At 64.5% G+C, this 18,962-nt stretch carries 17 protein-coding genes; 11 read left to right on the forward strand and 6 right to left on the reverse strand.

Annotation, left to right across the window (positions count from 1 at the left end; genetic code table 11):
• Positions 1 to 54 precede the first annotated feature (54 nt).
• Together ABIA65_RS18360 and ABIA65_RS18365 are read right to left on the reverse strand one after the other, a co-directional pair.
• Positions 55 to 318: a hypothetical protein gene (locus ABIA65_RS18360; protein WP_241400154.1), complete on the reverse strand. Its 264-nt coding sequence runs from the start codon at positions 316 to 318 to the stop codon at positions 55 to 57.
• Positions 319 to 436: 118 nt separating this feature from the next.
• The gene (locus ABIA65_RS18365; RefSeq protein WP_354524466.1) at positions 437 to 994 is read right to left on the reverse strand and encodes a TetR/AcrR family transcriptional regulator; all 558 of its coding nucleotides are present in this window, start codon (positions 992 to 994) and stop codon (positions 437 to 439) included.
• Positions 995 to 1,166: 172 nt separating this feature from the next.
• On the opposite strand from ABIA65_RS18365, the gene ABIA65_RS18370 reads away from it, so the two are divergent.
• Genes ABIA65_RS18370 through ABIA65_RS18385 form a run of 4 tightly spaced genes read left to right on the forward strand, consistent with a single transcriptional unit; the run spans position 1,167 to position 5,169 of the window.
• Positions 1,167 to 1,595 carry an MmpS family transport accessory protein gene (locus tag ABIA65_RS18370; RefSeq protein WP_241400152.1) on the forward strand — a complete coding sequence of 143 codons (429 nt, stop codon included), beginning with the start codon at positions 1,167 to 1,169 and terminating at the stop codon, positions 1,593 to 1,595.
• Positions 1,592 to 4,492: an MMPL/RND family transporter gene (locus tag ABIA65_RS18375; protein ID WP_354524467.1), complete on the forward strand. Its 2,901-nt coding sequence runs from the start codon at positions 1,592 to 1,594 to the stop codon at positions 4,490 to 4,492. Before ABIA65_RS18370 ends, ABIA65_RS18375 begins: the two co-directional genes overlap by 4 nt.
• Positions 4,493 to 4,520: 28 nt before the next feature.
• Positions 4,521 to 4,676 (forward strand): DUF732 domain-containing protein, encoded by a 156-nt coding sequence (locus tag ABIA65_RS18380; RefSeq protein ID WP_241400151.1) that lies wholly within the window; start codon positions 4,521 to 4,523, stop codon positions 4,674 to 4,676.
• Positions 4,677 to 4,686: 10 nt separating this feature from the next.
• On the forward strand, positions 4,687 to 5,169 hold the full coding sequence (locus ABIA65_RS18385; protein ID WP_354524468.1) for a DUF5078 domain-containing protein: 483 nt from the start codon (positions 4,687 to 4,689) through the stop codon (positions 5,167 to 5,169).
• A 34-nt stretch (positions 5,170 to 5,203) separates the two neighbouring features.
• Here ABIA65_RS18385 and ABIA65_RS18390 read toward each other — a convergent pair whose 3' ends face one another.
• The gene (locus ABIA65_RS18390; RefSeq protein WP_354524469.1) at positions 5,204 to 7,549 is read right to left on the reverse strand and encodes a putative bifunctional diguanylate cyclase/phosphodiesterase; all 2,346 of its coding nucleotides are present in this window, start codon (positions 7,547 to 7,549) and stop codon (positions 5,204 to 5,206) included.
• Positions 7,550 to 7,664: 115 nt separating this feature from the next.
• Positions 7,665 to 8,594 (reverse strand): LysR family transcriptional regulator, encoded by a 930-nt coding sequence (locus ABIA65_RS18395; protein ID WP_354524470.1) that lies wholly within the window; start codon positions 8,592 to 8,594, stop codon positions 7,665 to 7,667.
• Positions 8,595 to 8,889: 295 nt separating this feature from the next.
• Between ABIA65_RS18395 and ccrA the strand changes: the two genes are divergently transcribed.
• From ccrA to ABIA65_RS18430, 7 genes are read left to right on the forward strand one after another with little or no spacing between them, the layout of a single operon-like run.
• Complete coding sequence (gene ccrA / locus ABIA65_RS18400; protein ID WP_241400147.1) at positions 8,890 to 10,167, forward strand: crotonyl-CoA carboxylase/reductase; 1,278 nt, start codon at positions 8,890 to 8,892, stop codon at positions 10,165 to 10,167.
• Positions 10,168 to 10,209: 42 nt separating this feature from the next.
• Positions 10,210 to 11,193 carry an NADPH:quinone oxidoreductase family protein gene (locus ABIA65_RS18405; RefSeq protein ID WP_241400146.1) on the forward strand — a complete coding sequence of 328 codons (984 nt, stop codon included), beginning with the start codon at positions 10,210 to 10,212 and terminating at the stop codon, positions 11,191 to 11,193.
• 57 nt (positions 11,194 to 11,250) lie between these two features.
• Positions 11,251 to 11,526 carry a DUF3311 domain-containing protein gene (locus tag ABIA65_RS18410; RefSeq protein WP_241400145.1) on the forward strand — a complete coding sequence of 92 codons (276 nt, stop codon included), beginning with the start codon at positions 11,251 to 11,253 and terminating at the stop codon, positions 11,524 to 11,526.
• The gene (gene mctP, locus ABIA65_RS18415; protein WP_354524471.1) at positions 11,523 to 13,127 is read left to right on the forward strand and encodes a monocarboxylate uptake permease MctP; all 1,605 of its coding nucleotides are present in this window, start codon (positions 11,523 to 11,525) and stop codon (positions 13,125 to 13,127) included. The genes ABIA65_RS18410 and mctP overlap by 4 nt, the downstream gene beginning before the upstream one ends.
• 19 nt (positions 13,128 to 13,146) lie before the next feature.
• Positions 13,147 to 13,959 (forward strand): enoyl-CoA hydratase/isomerase family protein, encoded by an 813-nt coding sequence (locus tag ABIA65_RS18420; RefSeq protein WP_354524472.1) that lies wholly within the window; start codon positions 13,147 to 13,149, stop codon positions 13,957 to 13,959.
• Positions 13,956 to 16,034 (forward strand): acetate--CoA ligase family protein, encoded by a 2,079-nt coding sequence (locus tag ABIA65_RS18425; RefSeq protein WP_354524473.1) that lies wholly within the window; start codon positions 13,956 to 13,958, stop codon positions 16,032 to 16,034. Before ABIA65_RS18420 ends, ABIA65_RS18425 begins: the two co-directional genes overlap by 4 nt.
• Positions 16,031 to 17,278 (forward strand): MFS transporter, encoded by a 1,248-nt coding sequence (locus ABIA65_RS18430; protein ID WP_354524474.1) that lies wholly within the window; start codon positions 16,031 to 16,033, stop codon positions 17,276 to 17,278. Before ABIA65_RS18425 ends, ABIA65_RS18430 begins: the two co-directional genes overlap by 4 nt.
• A gap of 9 nt (positions 17,279 to 17,287) precedes the next feature.
• Here ABIA65_RS18430 and ABIA65_RS18435 read toward each other — a convergent pair whose 3' ends face one another.
• The gene (locus ABIA65_RS18435; protein ID WP_241400140.1) at positions 17,288 to 18,052 is read right to left on the reverse strand and encodes an SDR family NAD(P)-dependent oxidoreductase; all 765 of its coding nucleotides are present in this window, start codon (positions 18,050 to 18,052) and stop codon (positions 17,288 to 17,290) included.
• Positions 18,049 to 18,903 (reverse strand): TetR-type transcription factor C-terminal domain-containing protein, encoded by an 855-nt coding sequence (locus ABIA65_RS18440; RefSeq protein ID WP_354524475.1) that lies wholly within the window; start codon positions 18,901 to 18,903, stop codon positions 18,049 to 18,051. The genes ABIA65_RS18435 and ABIA65_RS18440 overlap by 4 nt, the downstream gene beginning before the upstream one ends.
• Positions 18,904 to 18,962 lie beyond the last annotated feature (59 nt).

An 18,962-nucleotide genomic window follows, 5' to 3' on the forward strand; every position in this document is an offset into this window, starting at 1 on the left:
GAACGCCCCCGCGTGCGTCCGTCCACGACCGGCGATTCTGGAGGCTGGTCGTGGTCAGGTGTGCTTGAGGTAACGGATGAGGAAGGCGGCTGAGACGGCTGCCGTGGCGACGCCCACTGCGCCCCAGAACAGTGTGGAGATGACCAGCGATCCGGAGGAGTAGCCGACACCGGAGAGCACGGACATCGAGTAGAACAGCCAGAACACGCGGTAAAGCGACCACAGGGCGATGAGGCCCGTGGAGATGCCGATCAGCAGGCTCCGTGAGCGATCGACGCGGTTGACCTGTTCTTGGATGCGGGCGAGAACGGTGTTCATTGCTTGATTCCTTCCGTCATGCGCGCCTCGGTGGCGTCGGCATGACAGCAAGTACAGCCATCCGAAACGGCTACCGATCCCAAGAATCCGTCGCGATGCTCGGCCTGGAACCTCGCAATCAGTTGGCGATGCACCGCTTTGCGCAGGCAAGCATGATGTCGCGCAGTTCCGCGTCCTCAATCTCGGCGAGCTGCGGGTCGCCGACGATCGTGTAGATCCCGGCGATCGCCATCGCCACCGAAACCCTTGTCGCCGTGTCGGGCTCGGGGCCCACGATGAGGTCATTGAGCCTGTTCACCGGGCGCTTGAGTTCTTCGTGCGCTTCGAACAGGTGGATGACCGCCGGGTCGCCGTGGAAGACCGCCGACGTCCGCCGATGTCGGATGGCCAGCTCGACGAGGCCTCCGATGGCCACCTCGCGGCGCGTCTCCGGTGACGGGACAGTCTCGGCGATTCTGACCACGTGGTCGAGGTCCTCGAACATCGGCATGACGACCGCGATTGCGATGTCGTCCTTCGACGGAAACTGGTAGTACACCGAGGCTTTGCTGATGCCAAGGCGGTCGGCGATCATCTGCAGTGACGTGCCACTCACACCGTGCTCGGCGAACAACTCGAGCGCTGCCGTGAGAACTCTTTCGCGTGCTAGGCCGCGGGCTGCCACGGGCTTTGCCATGTCCCTCCCAGCTTCGCGGTGTCCCAGTCGTCAAATGACTGTAACTCAGCTCACCGTTTGCCAGCCGTTCGACTGCGCTATAGTCTGCCAATCGGTCAGAATTAATTAGTCGTAAGGCAGACCAATTTTGTGGTGCGCACACGACTGATCTCGATTCCTTGAAGGAGCGCATATGCGAGCGGTGAAACGGGCGTGGCTTCCACTGCTCGTCGTGGTGGTTCTTGCCGTCGGGGCATTCGCCGTTCAGAAGGTGCGCGGGATCTTCGGTTCCGAGGGTGTTCTCGTCGCCCCGACCAATTTCGCCGACGACGCCGAGCCATTCGACCCCAAGGTTGTGCGCTACGAGATCTTCGGCCCCGAAGGCGAATTGGTTGACGTGAACTACGTCGACCTGGAGAGCAAGCCGCAGAAGGCAAAGGGTGTCGTCCTGCCGTGGTCGATCACGCTGTCGACCACCGCACCGTCGGCGGCAGCCAACATCGTGGCGCAGGGACGGACGGACTATCTCGGCTGCCGAGTGTTCGTCGATGACGAACTCCGCGAGGAACGCGTGACCAAGGGCACCAACGCCGCCACCTACTGCATCGTGAAGTCCGCGTGAGCGCCCACAGCGCTGACGCGCCCACCGACCAGCTACAGGTGGCCAAGCCCACGCACCTTCACTTCGGTCGGGTGGCCGGTCTGATCCGCAAGCTGTCGGTGCCGATCATCATCGGATGGGTTGCGCTCGCGGCATTCCTCAACATCTCAGTGCCCCAGCTCGAAGACGTCGGCAAGTTGCGCTCGGTGTCGATGAGCCCGCAGGAGGCGCCCGCGGTCATCGCGATGCAACGCATCGGCACGGTGTTCGACGAGTACGAGTCCAACAGCTCGGTGATGATCGTGCTGGAGGGCCAGGATCCGCTCGGAGAGCCTGCGCGGCAGTACTATTCGGATCTCATCGAACGCTTGCTCGCCGACCCCGAGCACGTTGAGCACGTCCAGGACCTGTGGAGCGATCCGCTGACCGCCTCCGGTGTGCAGAGCGCCGACGGAAAGGCCGTGTACCTACAGGTCAACCTGGCCGGCGACCAGGGCGAGGCCAAGGCCAACGAGTCGGTCAACGTCGTACGCGACCTCCTGGAGACCATGCCGGCACCCGACGGTGTGTCGGCCTTCCTGACTGGCGCCTCGGCGCTGTCGGCCGAACAGGAGGAGGCGGGCCACTCCAGTACTCGAGTGGTCGAGGCGCTCACCTTCCTGGTCATCACGGTGATGCTGCTGTTCTTCTTCCGATCGATCGTCACCACGCTGTTGATCCTGGTCATGGTCGTGGTCAGCCTGTTGACCGTGCGCGGGGTGATCTCATTCCTGGGTTATCACGAACTGATTGGTCTCTCGACGTTCGCCACCGGTTTGTTGGTGACGCTGGCGATCGCGATCGCCGTGGACTACGCGATATTCCTGACTGGTCGATATCAGGAAGCGCGCGGTGCCGGTGAGGACCGAGAAATGTCCTACTACACCATGTTCGGTGGAACCGCCCACGTGATCGTCGGGTCGGGGTTGACGATCGCCGGTGCAACGTTCTGTCTGTCCTTCACCAGGCTGCCGTACTTCCAGACGCTGGGCGTCCCGCTGGGGCTGGGGATGCTGGTGCTGATCGCCACGGCGATGACTTTCGGACCGGCCGTCGTCACCGTCGCCAGCAGGTTCGGCATGATGGAACCGAAACGGCAGATGGCCGTCCGCACCTGGCGCAGGATGGGTGCGGCAGTGGTCCGCTGGCCCGGTCCGATCCTCGTCTCCACGATCGTGGTGTCGCTGGTCGGTCTGCTGGCGCTGATCGGCTATCAGTCCAGCTACGACGACCGCAAGTACCTCCCTGAGGACTCCGAGTCCAATCTGGGTCACGCCGCTGCCGCCCGGCACTTCTCGCCGGCGCGTCTCAATCCCGAGATGCTGATGATCGAGAGCGATCGCGACCTACGGAATCCGGCCGACTTCCTGGTGATCGAGAGAATCGCCAAGGCTGTCTTCGGTGTACCGGGGATCGGACGCGTCCAGACCATCACCCGACCCAAGGGCACGCCGATCGAGCACTCGTCGATCCCGTTCGCGATGAGCCAGCAGAGCACCACCCAGGTGCTCAACCAGCAGTACATGCTGGAGCGGATGGACGACATGCTCGTCCAGGCCGAGGACATGCAGAAGACCATCGACACCATGGAGAAGATGTCGGCGATCACCACAGAGATGGCCGAGACCACCAGCAGCATGGTGGCGAGCATGAAGGACATGACGGTCACCGTCGCCCAACTGCGGGACCAGATCTCGGTCCTGGACGACTTCTTCCGGCCGCTGCGCAACTACTTCTACTGGGAACCGCACTGCTACGACATCCCGGTCTGCTGGACGCTTCGGTCGATGTTCGACGCCATCGATGGCGTCAACTCGATGACCGACGACATCCAGGCCATGATGCCCAACATGGACCGGCTCAACGAGTTGATGCCGAAGATGGTTGCGCTGATGCCGCCCATGGTCGAGACGATGAAGTCGATGAAGTCGATGATGCTGACGATGCATCAGTCGCAGAACAACATGCAGCAACAGATGGGCGAGATGCAGGAGAACTCCACCGCGATGGGGGAGGCGTTCGACAAGGCCAAGAACGACGACTCGTTCTATCTTCCGCCGGAGGCGTTCACCAACCCCGACTTCAAACGCGGCCTGGAGCAGTTCCTGTCGCCCAACGGGCATGCCGTGCGGTTCATCATCAACCACGAGGGTGATCCGATGGCGCCCGAGAGCCTCGAGCGAATCGATGCCATCAAGTTCGCGGCGAAGGAGGCTATCAAGGGCACGCCGCTGGAGGGCTCGAGCATCTACCTCGGCGGGACGGCGGCCACGTTCAAGGACATGGCCGACGGCACGCAGTACGACCTGATCATCGCAGGCATCGCGGCCATCATCCTGATCTTCATCATCATGTTGATTCTCACCCGCGCCGTAGTCGCGGCGGCGGTGATCGTTGGCACCGTGGTGCTTTCGCTGGGTGCGTCGTTCGGAATGTCGGTCCTGCTATGGCAGTACCTGCTGGGCATCAACCTGCACTGGATGGTGCTGCCGATGGCCGTCATCATCCTGCTCGCCGTGGGTGCCGACTACAACCTGCTGGTTGTCTCGCGGCTCAAGGAGGAGGTCCATGCCGGGATGCGCACCGGTCTCATCCGGACCATGGGCGGTTCGGGCTCCGTGGTGACCATCGCCGGATTGGTCTTCGCATTCACGATGATGACCATGGTGGTCAGTGATCTCACCGTCATGGGACAGGTCGGTACCACCATCGGGCTGGGCCTGCTGTTCGACACCCTGGTCATCCGGTCCTTCATGACGCCCTCGGTTGCAACGCTTCTCGGCCGCTGGTTCTGGTGGCCACGCAACGTTCGGACCGTGCCCAAACCCCAGCCCTGGCCGTCCATTCAGCAGCACCCACAACAGTCGCTCGGAAGCTAGGAGATGGGCATGCGAATGGGTGTGGTGATTGGCTCCGTTCTATTCGGCGTCGTTCCTGTCCACGAACCTGCCGCGAACGACGTCCACCGACCAGACGTGGCAGTTCCTCGGTGCGGCGATCTCCACGTACTGCCCCGACCAGACGACGACGCTGCAAGCAGCGGCCGCGCCTACGATCCGATGAGGAGAACCCGATGAGAGGGAAGACCGCTCGATGGCTGTTGCGGGCCGGCGCGCTAACGGTGGCCGCAGCCGCCTCGGCCGCGATCCTCGCAACGCCCGCAAGGCCGGCGTCCGCCGACTCGACCGATGACTACCCGATCCCGAAGCGGCAGATCGAAACCCAGTGTGACGCCGAGCAGTTCCTGGCTGCCGCGCGTGACACCAGCCCGGTGTACTTCGAGCGGTACATCATCGACAAGAACAACCGGCCGCCGGAGATCCAGCAGATGGCTGTCGACCGCATCCACTGGTTCTACTCGCTCGACGCCGCCGGTCGTCGCCAGTACTCCGAGAACACCGCCACCAACGTGTACTACGAGCAGGTGGCCACCCGGTGGGGTAACTGGGCGAAGATCTTTTTCAACAACAAGGGTGTGGTGGCCAAGGCCACCGACGTGTGCATGGAGTACCCTCGCGGCGACATGTCCGTCTGGGCCTGGCCCGTCGCCCGCTGACTGGTGCGCGGCGAGAACTCACGACACAGCGAGTTCAGGTTTGCGGACTGAGGACAGGTTTCGCCCGGCCAAAACCTTCGAGCCGGAGCGGCCCTATGCCCAGGACACTGGAGGTGTCGACCGGCGGACTGCAGTAGTAGCCCTGAATGATGTCGCAACCGTGTTCGGCGAGCCTGGCTGCAGTGGCCGCGTCCTCGACGCCTTCCGCGACGCACGTCATTCCGAGTCTGTGCGTCAGGTCGATCACCGCGCACACGATCGCCTCTGCGCGGTCGTCTGACAGCATCGGTGCGATGAACTCCCGATCGAGCTTCAACTCATCGATCGGCAGCTCCCTGAGGTAGCTCAGCGCTGAGTAGCCACTGCCGAAATCGTCGATCGACACCCGAATATTCAACTCGCGCAACATCTCCAAGACCTTGCGCGCGCGCCGGGTGTTGCCGAGCAGGAAGTCCTCGGTGATTTCCACGGTCAGACAGTCCGTGTCGAGCCCGCCGTTCGTGACGATCCGGGTGAGCCGGCCCGGTAGCTCAAAGTCACCGAGCGACGGTGGGAACAGATTGACGGCGAACGGTACGTCGGTGCCTGCGCTGCGCCATCCGGTCGCGTCCTGAACCGCTCGATAGACGACCGCATCGGTGAGCGCACCCATGAGGCCGTTCTGCCGCGCGAGCGGAAGGAACTCACCCGGGAGCATCAGGCCGCGTTCCGGATGCTCCCACCGCACCAGCGCCTCCACGCCCGTCATATGTCCCGTCGCGACGGTGAATTTCGGCTGATAGACCAAACTCAGCTCACCGTGGTCGATGGCGCGGCGAAGCTGCGCGAAGAGTTGAAGTCCCGCCGAGCCGTTTCGACGCGGTGCGATGTCGCGGTCTCGCGGCGGATCCACCTCCCGTACATCGATCAGCTGCATATCCGTGGTGTAGGCCGCGACACCGCCGTGCTGGCTTCGCTTCGCCGCGTACATGGCGAGATCCGCGTGCTTGAGCAGGGTGTCGGCAGATGCCTCGGGATCGCCGTCGGCGACGCCAGCTGCCACGCCGACGCTGGGGCGCATGAAAACGTCGTGCCCGTCAACCGTGAACGGCGCGTCGAAAGCGTCGAAGATGCGGTGCGCGACGACCAGCGATGGCTCAGGACCGTCCTCGATCAGGACGGCGAACTCGTCGCCACCGACCCGGGCGACGGTATCGCCTGCGCCCACGCTGTCAACGATGCGTTCGGCGACCGCTTTCAGGAGGGCGTCGCCGGATGGGTGCCCTAGCGAGTCGTTCACGAGTTTGAAGTCGTCCAGATCGATCGACAGCACCGCCACGCTGCGTCCATCCCGGATCTGCAAGGCGACCGCATGGCTGAGGCGATCCTGGAAGAGGGCCCTGTTCGCCAGCTTCGTCAGTGGATCCCGGAAAGCCTGCTCGGCGACCGTCGCCAATAGTCGCCGATTCTCGTCAGCCATGAGGAACTGCCGGACCACGACGGCCAACACGAGCAACAGTGCCGTGATCAGCAGTGTCGCTGAGCTCTCGCTCAGGACGGTGCATATCGTGACGACCGGTAACAGCAGGTACGGCAGCCACAAGGCTGTTCGGGAGGGGGGCCTGGCCAGTCCGAATTCGATGTGCTTGGAACGTAGCCCGACCAACGCCGCGACGCCGAGCAGTAGCAGTCCGGCCACCCAACCGATATCGAGCAGGCCACCGCTGGCGTATCGCTGGTCGGCGTTGATGAGCACGAATGCGCTGTCCGACAAGGCCATCACGCCCATGGCCAGGGTGAACACCGTGATCACCGCACGCTGACCCACACGGGCACGCGTCAGGATGAGCAGTGCCACCGTCAGGAGCACCAGATCGAAAATCGGATAGGCCACCGACACGGCGAACACGAACCGGCTCTCGCCACCGCGGTGGAAGACGTCGTCGAGACCGAGCGTCCACAAGATCACCAACAGTGAGCAGGCAACCGTCAGCCCGTCAAGGACCAGCCGTGTCTGCGACTGTCCGACGCTGCCGATCGGCAGCAGGATCAATGAGACGCACGCCGCGATCGAGAAGAGCAGATACCCCGCATCGGCCGGAGACGGGAACGGAGTGCCCACGGCGAGCACCAACTCGTAGTACACCCAGATCGCGTCGCCGAAGAACCAGCCCGTCAATGCGACGGTCAGGGCGCTCCAGGCCTGTCGTTGACGGCCGTGACTCGATCGTGCCGTGATGCCCGCGCACGTGGCCGCGAATCCGCCGGCCAGTAACGTGCCGACATTGCTGACGATCACCACCGTCGACGGTCCGCCCCACTCGCCGATCAACCACGCAGCGAACACAATGAAGGCAATACCGAGTGCGCCGCACGTGAGGTAGAACCTCGACCGCGACATGAAGCTCCCTCGATCGGCGTGCAGCGATCGACAATGTTATCCCGACCGGTTATCCCGACCGCCAAGCTGGACGCCTCAGGAGTGGAATGTCGTCTGATGGTGTTGTCATGAGCCGCTATGCGAGTCGGCTGGCAGTCCGAGGTCCGAGGCGGGCCGCGTCACCACTGCCGACTCTGTTCTCGGCGATCAGCTTGGTGAGATGAGCGCCAACTAGTCGCACTCGGGGTAACCGGACGAGATCGCGCGGTATTGACATCCAATAACTACGTTCGACTTTCGCCTCGATCTGGTGCAGTCGGCGAAGGTGGGGGCTGACGTCGCCGATAAATGTCGGCAGGAATGCGATACCCAACCCGGCGGCAGCGGCTTCAATATGGCCGGCGATGTAATTCGTTTGGATGTGCGCCTGTGCACGAGGCAGCAATTCGTAGAGCAAATTGAATGTGCTGTCCTCCAGAGCGTCGTCGACGTACCAGATCAGGGGATGTCCATAGAGATCGTCGACCGTGGTGATCTCGCTGTGGCTTGCCAGGTAGTCGGGGGAGGCATAGAAGGCGAGGGTGAAATCCGTGAGCTTGTGGACGTCGACCGCTCGAGCCCGAGGCCGCTCGATCGTGACAGCCACGTCGAACTCGCGCGGGGTCAGGGACTCGTGCCGGTTGGCGGTGACGACCTCCACGATGAGCCCGGGGTGTTGGCGCCGGAGTTCGCCCAGTTCCGGCAGCAACATGTACGTGCCGAATCCGTCGGGAGCGATCACTCGCACGTGCCCCGTGAGCGACGGTCCAATCGACGAGCATTCCTCTTGTGCGGCAAGGAGTGCGGCTTCGATCGCCTCGGCATGCACAACTAGATGAGTGCCGGCCTCGGTCAGTGTCCAGCCATCGACCTGACGGTCGAACAGGCGGTTGCCCGCGGCTTGCTCCAAACGTGTGACGTGCCGGCTGACAGTCGTGTGGTTGACCTGGAGGTACTTGGCTGCCTCGGTGAGGCGCCGTCGCCGTGCGACCTCGAGAAAAACCCTCAGATCGTCAGCCGAGATCATCGGATAAGCCAAATCCTTCGATAGTTCTGCGGCAATCGCTTGGTCAACTATAGCCAATCCCCTTGGCGTCACGGCACAAAATGGCTGTCAAGCAGCGGGTGTGCAGATCTGCAGAGGCTTCCTCTGTATTGGTCATTGCTCACATCTAGGTCATGACTGAGACTCGGACCACACCGAAATGGAGCCCGAAGGCATCGCCCCAGGAGGCTCCAAAAGTCGCAGCAAGAAACCTGGCGGATGACGCGGCTTCCCACAGATTCATCGCAATACAACTATCGAATAGGAGTGATCATTCGTGAGCGAGGCCATGGAACGACAGTCTGTGTCGGATCCGAACGTCGGCGCGGTTGATGTAGGAACCCTGCCACCCCTCGGTGTGGTGCCGAAGGACATGCACGCTCAGGTAGTGCGACCCGCTCGGTACGGGGATCCTGCTACAGCGTTCGCGCACGAGGTGGTCGACACACCATCGTTGGGGGCCGGTGAGGTCCTGATCGCGGTCATGGCCGCCGGCGTCAACTACAACAACGTATGGGCGGCACGGGGGTACCCGGTCGATCAGGTCGCCACGAGGCAGCGTCGCGGTGAGACCGAGGATTTCCACATCGGTGGCTCCGACGCGGCGGGAATCGTCTATGCCGTTGGCCCCGGCGTCGAGTCGATCCAGGTCGGCGACGAGGTCGTCGTGCACCCCGGAGTGTGGGATGCCGATGACGAGTGGATTGCGGCCGGACGCGATCCGATGATCGCGCCCAGTGCCAAGATCTGGGGATACGACACCAACTACGGCTCGTTCGGACAGTTCGCTCGTGCGCAGGCGCACCAGGTTCTACCGAAGGCCCCTCACCTGAGTTGGGCCGAGGCGGCTGCGCCCACACTTGTCGGCACGACCGCGTACCGCATGCTGCACGGTTGGGCGGGTAACACCGTCGCAGAGGGCGATCTGGTGCTGGTGTGGGGCGGTTCGGGCGGCCTTGGCACACAGGCTTGCCAACTGGTGCGCGAGGCCGGCGGACGCGCAGTTGCAGTGGTTTCCGACGAGGACCGCGGCGCGTTCGCCATGAAGTACGGGGCCATCGGTTACATCAATCGCAAGGAGTTCGACCACTGGGGCGTGCCTCCTCTGGTTGACGATGCGGCGGGTCAGAAGGTCTGGACCGCGGGAGCTCGCGCATTCGGCAAACGCCTCTGGGAGGTCGCCGGCGGCAGGGAGGACCCGGCAATCGTCTTCGAACACCCTGGTGCCGCGACGATTCCGACCAGTGTGTTCCTCTGCCAGCCCGGCGGCATGGTGGTGATCTGCGCCGGCACCACCGGGTTCGACGCGATGGTCGACCTGCGTTACCACTGGACACGCCAGAAGCGGCTGCAGGGATCCCACGGCACCAACGACGCGCAGGCCATCGCCTACAACCAGATGGTGATCGACGGCCGCATCGACCCCTGTGTGGGACGTGTACTGCCGATGGGTGATATCGCACTGTCGCACGCCCAGATGGGCAGGGGAGAAGAGGTTTTCGGCAACACCGTCCACCTCATCGGGGCGCCGAGCCCGGACACCGGCCGCAGCTGATCGCAGGCAGCACGACCAGTCGGATCGAGAGGAGGATTACAGATGGCAGGCGCGTGGACGGTACGCGAATATGGCGAACCAGGTGCAGTGCTGCGATGGGAGACGTTGCCCGACCCGCATCCCGGTGCTGGCGAGGTCCGCGTGCGAGTCGCCGCCACCTCGTGCAACTTCGCCGACGTGCTGCTGTGCCGCGGCGAGTACCAGCAGAAGCCGACCATGCCGTTCACGCCCGGCCTTGAACTGTGCGGGATCGTCGACGAGGTCGGCAGTGGCGTGGCCCCGGCACTGGTCGGATCGCGGATCGTGGGTCAGCCACATCTGCCGCATGGCGGCTTCGCTGAGTTCGCACTGATGGCGGCCGCCGACGCTGCCGTTGTCCCACCCGCGCTCGATGACGCCACCGCGGCGACGCTGCACTTGACCTACCTGACGGCTTGGCTCGGTCTGCACCGCCGGGCATCGGTGCGACCCGGGGACATCGTCGTCGTGACTGCCGCCGCCGGTGGCGTCGGATCGGCCGCCGTTCAGCTGGCCCGTGCGGCGGGCGCAACCGTGATCGGCATCGCCTCTGGCCCAGGCAAACTGGAGATCGTCACCGATCTCGGTGCGGATGTCGTCATTGACGGGGCGGCGGAGGACGTCATCGCCAGGGTTCGCCACGTCGCGCCAGACGGAGTCGATATCGTGTTCGACACCGTCGGCGGTCACTCCTACGAGGCCGCGACGAAGTACATCGCGTTCGAGGGCACCATCGTCGTGGTTGGCTTCGCCAGCGGAGACATCCCCCAACCACGACTGAGTCATGCGTTCGTCAAGAACTACACCATCGCCGGCCTGCACTGGAGCCTGTATCGCCGGCACAACCCCGAGCTGGTGCGAGCCGCACAAACTGAGATCTTCGACATGGCGGCTGCCGGGCGGATCAAGCCACTGATTGCCTCCTGTGTCGGTATCGATGGTGTGCCGGCCGCGCTGGAGGAACTCGGCGGTGGTCAGAGCACGGGAAAGACCGTGATCAGGCTCTGAACACGAGTCACATGAACAACTTTCCGGTATCACAGTTCCTCACATTGGAGTGCCGACATGACCAGTAACCGCCCGCCCGACAGTCCGCCGGGCAGTGCCGCCGTCCAAGCCTCGCTGTCCTGGCCGAAGCGGATCACGTGTGCCGTCCTCATCGCGGTCCCCGTGATACTGGCGCTCGCGGTGCCGCTGTACCAGCGCACCGAACCGACCCTCGTCGGCATTCCGTTCTTCTACTGGTTTCAGATGACCATGGCAGTCGCGGCCGCCTGCGGTTGCGGAGCCAGCTACTTCATCGCATTCCGCCATGAGCCCGAAGGCGGTGCCGAACAGTGAGTTTCAATGCGGTCACCTTCGGGGTGTTCCTGTCACTCTTCCTCCTCGTCACCGGTATGGGGTTCGTCGCCAGTCGTTGGCGACGCGCCAACGACCTGAACCATCTCGATGAGTGGGCGCTTGGTGGTCGTGGTTTCGGCGGGTTCGTGACATGGTTCCTGCTCGGCGGCGACCTCTACTCCGCCTACACACTCATCGCCGTTCCCGCGGCCATCTTCAGCATCGGTGCCTTCGGCTTCTACGCCGTGCCAAACGCTGTCGTGCTCTACTCACTGGGCTTCCTGTTCCTGCCGAAACTCGTTCGGCTGGCGCATGAGAAGGGGTACGTGACACTCACCGATTTCGTCAACGATCGGTTCAAGTCGCCGACCCTCGGACTGGCGATCACCCTGACAGGCCTACTGGCGACGCTGCCCTACCTGGCTTTGCAGCTCATCGGCCTCGAGGTCATATTCGCCTCCATGGGCCTCAATTTCGGGCCGCAGGCGAGCTGGTTCCTCAACCACCTGCCACTGTTCGTGGCCTTCGGTGTGCTCGCTGCCTACACCTACTCCTCCGGCATCCGGGCGCCCGCACTGATCGCCTTCCTCAAGGATGGTCTGACCTACATCGTGGTCATCGTCGCGGTCATCGTCATTCCCATCAAGCTCGGCGGGTTCGGCAACATCTTCGCCGACGCTGGCGAGGTCATCGCGGCACGCAACAACACGACCGATCCCGAGGCGGCTGCCATCAGCGTGAACGCCAGTATCTACATGACGCTCGCGCTTGGCTCCGGCATGGCGTTCTTCCTCTACCCCCACGCCATCACGGGAGTGTTCGCCGCTCGCGGCGCCAAGACCGTCCGACGCAACATGTCGGTTCTGCCGATCTACACCGTCTTGCTTGGACTGGTCGCACTGCTCGGAATGATGGCCCTCGCGGCCGGAATCAAACCACTGAATGGCAATCCGCAGTTCGCGGTACCGCAGCTGCTGATTGAGATGTTCCCGTCCTGGTTCGTCGGCGTCGCATTCGCCGCCATCGCGATGAGCGCACTGGTGCCTGCGGCCATCATGGCAATCGGTGCGGGCAACCTGGTGAGTCGCAACATCATCCGGCAGTTCTCCCGAAAGGACATCTCCAACCATCGCGAGACATCGATCTCCAAGATCGTGTCGGTGCTCATCAAGGTCGGCGCGCTGGTGTTCGTCCTGACCCTCGACAGCCAGTTCGCCTTGAACTTCCAACTGCTCGGTGGCATCTGGATCCTGCAGACGATTCCTACCGTGCTGCTGGGCCTGTTCACCGTGCGATTCGCCGACAGGCACGCACTGCTCGCCGGTTGGGCCGTCGGAATCGCATACGGAACCATTGCCGCCTACAACGTCACGTCGGCCACCGCCAATCACTTCGGTGGATCAACTGCCGTCCCGTTCTTCATGTCATCACCGATGTACATCGCGATCTCCGCGCTGATCCTCAACCTGGTGATCACGCTGACCTGGAGCCTGGTCGCCGCCACCCTGCGACGAGACCGGCCACGGCCCGATACGCCGCAGTCCGACCGCCCGGCTGAGCGCGATGAGATCGGCACCGCGACACCGGCCCCCGCCAACTAGCTGCCCAAGGAGAACACTCATGACCGCCACCATCAACCCCACCGATCGGGGACCGGTACGGATCCTGTCGATCACGAACCCGGCCAAACGCAACGCCTTCAGCGGCGACATGGCACCGCGTCTGCGGGACCTGCTGCTCGAGGCCGACAACGATCCCGCCGTTAGGTGCATCGTGGTCACTGGCGACCGCGACATGTTCTCGTCGGGCCACGACCTGCAGGAGGTCCTCGAGAACCCGGAGACGGCAGGTGATCCCGAGGCGAACGCCGCATTCACCCTGCCTGCGGAACTCGGTACCCCAGTGATTGGCGCGGTGAACGGACCGGCGTACGCGGCCGGATTCATCCTTGCCCTCAACTGCGATATCAGGATCGCCGGCGACAATGCGCGGTTCTGCGCCGTGGGCGCTCGGATCGGGCTGGTGCCCGTCGGCGGCCAGCTCAGCCGCCTGCTTGATGTGGTGGGCTACCCGGCCGCCTTCAAGATGCTGGCCAGCGCGGCGCCCGTCGGGGCCGCGGAGGCGCTGGCATCCGGTTTCGTCAGCGAGGTGTGCGCCCCCGACAACACCCTCGATCGCGCCATCGCGCTGGCAACCGAGATCTCCGAGGTCTCACCGGCCGTGGTGCGGGCGATCAAGACCGGTCTACGGGCCACGCTGCACAACGGCCTCGAGGCGGGAGCGGCCCTCGAACCACAACTGGCAGCGATTGTCCGAGACCTGCCCGATGGTGACGAGGGGGTGCGGTCCTTCCTGGAGAAGCGGCCGCCCCGCTATCCGGACGCGCCAAGTGATCTACAGGACAAGCTCGACAAGGCGGGGGCTTGTCGATGACCCGACGATTGCGCGAGGACACGATCCGTGACCTCGCCATCCGCTACGGGATCCCCGCCAATGCCGTCGCGTTCGCCGAGACCGCGCAGGATGCTGACCGCATCGCTCGGTCGCTCGGGGGACCGGTGGCGATCAAACTCGTCGCCGATGATGTAGTTCACAAGAGCAAATCCGGCGGCGTGCTCCTCGGGGTGCCCCCGGACGACGTCCACGCACGCACCGACCTTCTGCTGTCCGATCAGCGCTCCAAGGGTGCGCAGGTGCGCGGCGTGACGGTCGAGGCAATGGTCGACGCCGGTATCGAAGCGGTCGTCGGGGGCCTGCGCGCACCCGGTTTCGGGCACGTGGTGATGTTCGGTCACGGCGGAGTGGACGTCGAAACACTCGATGACGTCGTGTTCGCGCTGGCGCCGATCGATGCAGCGGACGCCCGACGGATGGTGTCGGGTACTCGCCTCGGCCGGATTGTGGAGAAGCGATTTCCCGATCGGGTGGACGATATCGTCGCGATGCTCGTGGCGGTCGGGGGTGCCGGTGGACTGCTGCTGAGCGAGGACATCACTGAGGTCGACTTCAACCCGGTCGTGGTCACCGCTGAGCGCATCGTCGCCGTCGATGCGCGTGCCACCGAACTCGATCCAGCCGCTGCGCAGGTGCCCCCGATACCGGAACCGGGTCGGGCCTATGAGGCACTGCGGCCGGCGATCTACCCTCAATCGATCGCCATCGTCGGTGCGTCAGCCGACGAGCGCAAGATGGGCTACCGAGCGGTTAGCAGCCTGGTGGACTTCGGCTACACCGGCCAGATCCTGCCGGTCAGCGGCAAGAACGACAGCCTGTGCGGTGTCGCCACGGTCGCCAGCGTCGCCGATCTGCCAGCGGCAGTGGACCGTGCCGTTGTCGCACTACCGGCGTCGGCCGTTCCCGCCGCACTGCTGGCTCTCGCTGAACGGGGCACCCGCACCGCTCACGTGTACACCGCAGACACGCCGCGTCTCGACGGGGCGGGGATGCGCGTACTTGGGCCGAACTGTATGGGTCATTACACCGCGTATGAGGGGATCACGTTGATCTCGCCCGCCGCCTCGGCCACCACCCCCGGCCACATCGCCTTCGTCTCCCAATCTGGCACCTATGCGGGCGACGTGTTGCGGCGCGGGACGGAGTTGGGGTTGCAGTTCAGTTTCGTCAGCTCGGTCGGCAACTGTGACGATGTCAGCCCCGCTGAACTGCTGGCGTTCTGCGAAGCCGACCCCCGGACGCACGCGGCGGCGTTCTATCTCGAAGATGACCGCTGGGCCGGTGAGTTTCTGCGACTGGCAAGGACTATGACCAAGCCCGTCATCGTCTTCAAGGGTGGACGAACTGCCGCAGGGGGAGCAGCGGCGGCCTCGCACACCGGGGCCCTGGCCAGCGATCCGCAGTTGCTCTTGGACGCCGCGCGGCAGGCGGGTGTGCTGCTGGTCGACGATCTCGACCAGCTGATGGACATCCTCACCGCCCTGCAATTCGTTCCCGGCATCGACGGCGACAACCTCGCGCTACTCGGCAGCGGCGGAGGGGTGGCCGTAGTCGGATCTGATCGGGCTGACCGGTGGGGCCTACGGATGGCGCCGTTCTCGGAGGACACGCGCGCCCGGCTCCAGAGGTTCGAGGCACCGGGCACCAGCCTGTCGAATCCGATTGACATCCCCGTCTGGTCGCTGTTCGACGACACCGGCACCTTCACAGGCGCCATCGCCTCCGCCGTTGCCGATGACGAGTCCGTCGACGCGATGTGTGCGTTCCTCGACCTCGGCACCGTGTTCGACATGAAGGCGACCGAAGCGGGCAACAAGCTGGTGTGGGCCCTGACCGAGGATCTGGTCAACGCCGAACGGGGTGGCACGCCAATGGTATTGGTGCTGCGCAGCGGTTTCGACGCAAACCAGGACGCACTCGTTCGTGATCTCCGACCGGTCGCTGCCGCTGCCGGGGTGGCGATGTTCGACTCCGCGGAACGTGCGATCGACGCGATCGGCGGTGTCCGGTGGATGACCCGGCACGGAAAGAGGTCACGGGGCATCCAGTCGTGACCAAGGAGGAGGTGGCGGTGGCGCCGGCTCACCCGGTGTCGCCCGTCGCACCGCGTCAGCGTCCCGGCGTGGCCCTGACGCTTATCGCCGCGAGCACGTTCCTGTCGATGAGCGTGTGGTTCTCCGCGTCGTTCGTCGCGCCGCAACTGGTGGGCGCCTGGGAGCTCTCTCCCACGGGCGCGTCGTTGCTGACCATCGCGGTGCAGGTCGGGTTCGTCGTCGGCGCGATAGCCTCGGCCGCAACGGGTCTGGCCGACGCGATCTCACCCAGGCGGTTGATGTGCATGGGCGCATTCGGCGCGGCAGCGGTCAACTTGGCGCTGTTGTGGGCAGACGGCATTGAAACTGCTCTGCCGCTGCGGCTGCTCACCGGGATCTGTCTGGCGGCCATCTACCCACCCGCACTCAAGGAGGTGTCCACCTGGTTCCGAACTGGGCGTGGCACCGCGCTCGGCGTGATGATCGGCGCTCTGACCCTGGGATCCGCACTTCCGCATCTGGTCCGATCGTTCGGTGACGTGCCCTGGCAGCATGTCATCGTCGCGACGACGCTCATGACCGCAGCCGGGGGCGTGCTGATCCCTCTGCTCCGTGGCCCCGGCCCGTACCCATTCCCTCGGCGGCCGTTCAGCTTTGGCGCCGCGATCGCCAGCCTGCGCAACAGAAATGTGGCCCTGGCCAACATCGGCTACATCGGCCACATGTGGGAGCTCTACGCGATGTGGGCTTGGGTCGGGGCGTTCATCGCCGCTCTGCCGGGAATCGCGGTGCTTCCGAACGCACAAGCCACGGCTGCGGCGTTGGCGTTCGTGTGCATCGGGGTCGGCGCCCTGGGTTGTTTGGTCGGTGGCCGTCTCAGCGACCGGTTCGGCCGTGCTGAGGCTGCGTTGACGTCGCTGGTGTGTTCGGGGTTGGCCGCGTTGGCACTCGCCGTCCTGGGAACCGGGCCCCTGCTGATCGTGTTGCCGCTCTGCGCGTTCTGGGGTTTCTGGGTCATCGCCGATTCGGCTCAGTTCTCGGCGCTGGTCACCGAACATGCCGACCCGGTCTATGTGGGTGGTGCGGTGTCCATCCAGCTGGCACTCGGTTACCTCACCACCGCGATCAGCGTGTGGATCGTTCCGGTTGTCGTGGCGCACTGGTCGTGGTCGACGGCGCTCGCCGTGTTGGCCGTCGGACCTGGTGTCGGTGCCGTCGCCATGGTCACCCTGCTCCGCGCGCAGTGGCAAGCCTCACGCGTCTAGCGTGGCGAACTAGGTGATCGTTACTCCGCCGTCGACGACGATGGTCTGGCCGGTGACGTAGCCACCCGCATCGGAGGCGAGCCACACCAGCGTCGCCGCGAGTTCGCCGGGATCGCCCATCCGTCCCATGACGACGCGATTGGCCATCACGGTCTCAAGGTATTCGGGGGCGTACTCGTCGGTCATCTCCGACTTGAAGAATCCCGGGGCTACGGCGTTGACGCGTATGCCCTTTCGCGCACCCCATTGCTGAGCGAGGTCGCGGGTGAGGCCAACGACGGCCGCCTTGCTCGCGCTGTACGCGGCCTGCGGCAGGCCCGCGGTGGTCAGGCCGAGGATGCTCGAGACATTGATGACGGAGCTTCCAGGCTGCATGACCCGACCGCACGCCCGCGCGGCCCAGAACGAGCCGTTCAGGTTGACGTCGATGACCGAGCGAAACTGCTCGTCGGTCTCACGGACTGCGGGCACCGCTGTGCCCACGCCGGCGTTGTTCACGAGGATATCGACGCGGCCGAACTCCTTGACCGCGGCATCGACCAGTGCGTCGCATTGAGCGGAGTCCGAGACGTCGGTCGCCACGGAGAGTGCGCGCCGGCCCGCGGATCGGACGAGATCAGCTGTATCGCCGAGTTTTTCGGCACGCCGGGCGGCCAGCACCACATCGGCGCCGGCCTGCGCGAAGGCTTCGGCAAATGAGACGCCAAGGCCCGATGAGGCGCCGGTGATGATGACAACCTTGTCGTCGAGCCGGAATCGATCCAAAACTGTCATTGCGCAGGGCCTTTCGTTGATTTGTTGGCTGCGGCCAGAACGTCGTGCAGGCGAGCGGGGTTGGTGTCGATCATCCGAAGCGCCAGTTCTGCGTATGTCCTGGCGATGGTTTCTGGTCCGGTGGGGCCCGACTTGTCGAACCACTGGGGCAGTGAGGTGCACATCGTGGCTATGGCGCGCCCGGTCTCGCGTGGGCGCTCGCAGCTGGCGGATCCCTCGCTCACGGCACTGAGGATCTCGTGGTCGACCAGGTGTTGGATGGCACTGCGCCGCGCGGCAATCCGCGTTCGCTCAGGTTCCTCGAAACTTCGCATCTCGCTTGCGCCGATGTAGGCGACATCGGCGCGCAAGGTGTGGAACAGGGCTAACGCCTCCACCACGCGGTGCAGCCTGTCCAGCGGGCCGCCGGGTCCGTCGATGGCGACGGCGCAGCGCCAGTCGAGTTCGTCCATCGCCATGTCAAGGATCTTGACCAGGAGCGACTGCTTGCTGGGGTAGTAGTGGTAGATGCTGGCGAGGCTCATGCCTGCCCGTTCGGCGATCGTGCGCATGCTCGAACCGTGATAGCCGGCCTCCACGAACGCGCTGATCGCAGCGCTGATCGCGGGGTCGCCGTCGATGGACTCGGGGCAGTCATGCGAGCCGAGCAAGGTGGCCACGGGCACGTCGAAGGTGCGCGCGAGATCATTGAGGCGGTCGGCCGAGATGCCGGTGCGGCCGTGTTCGATCGCATTCACGGTGGCGGCACTGACGTCCAGGCGGCTGGCGAGTTCGCGCATGGACCAGCCACGGGCGGTGCGCAGCGACAGCACCTGTTGGCCGACGTGCGCGACGTTTACCGGCCGCCTCATGTGTTCAGGTTAAAGGACCAGGTATAGCGCTGTCTAGACGCTTAATTGGGATACTGGTG

Source organism: Mycolicibacterium sp. 624, from assembly GCF_040548615.1.
Taxonomy (GTDB): Bacteria; Actinomycetota; Actinomycetes; order Mycobacteriales; family Mycobacteriaceae; genus Mycobacterium.